Origin of the sequence: Anaerobacillus alkaliphilus (genome assembly GCF_004116265.1) — a bacterium.
GTDB lineage: Bacteria > Bacillota > Bacilli > Bacillales > Anaerobacillaceae > Anaerobacillus > Anaerobacillus alkaliphilus.
Genome location: NZ_QOUX01000018.1, coordinates 1 through 525, shown reverse-complemented (window position 1 = coordinate 525; position 525 = coordinate 1). Strand labels below are relative to the sequence as shown.

Below are 525 nucleotides of genomic sequence, written 5' to 3'. Positions count from 1 at the left end.
CATCTACTTTTACAATTTGTAATGTGTTGTTGTAGATATAAATATCCGCGATATCTTTAATCGCAATTCCACTTTTCACATTTGTAAAATAGGATGCTCCATGTCTTCCTGCTTTAAATGGTGCTGCGGCAGAAAGAAGTGGAAGGTTTTCATATTCTGTCCCCGCAAAATGTTTCTTACCAAACTCTAGCTGAGCATCGTTAATTAATTGAACAACTTTATTTGGTGCGACACGTGAGAAGTACGTATTTAACGGTGTAGCTGTTTTACCAACTGGGTTGTTTACATACTCAATTGTTTGTTCATGACGATCTTTTACTAACGCAACCATAGCTGGGTCAGCATCGTAGCTTACTGTTGGCATTGCTTTCGCTCCACCATCAACCACTGTCCATGTGCCATTGTCATTTTGAAGGTTTAACGTAATAACCCCTAAATGATCTCCCCATGCACCCGGCATCACTGTTGGTACGCCATTTAGAGTTCCTTTTACAAGATCAGCGCCTGGTGTAGTTGCGTATCTCG

At 40.8% G+C, this 525-nt stretch carries 1 pseudogene; it reads right to left on the bottom strand.

Annotation, left to right across the window (positions count from 1 at the left end):
* Positions 1-525 (bottom strand): annotated as a pseudogene (locus DS745_RS24510) (bifunctional 2',3'-cyclic-nucleotide 2'-phosphodiesterase/3'-nucleotidase); the annotation flags it as partial.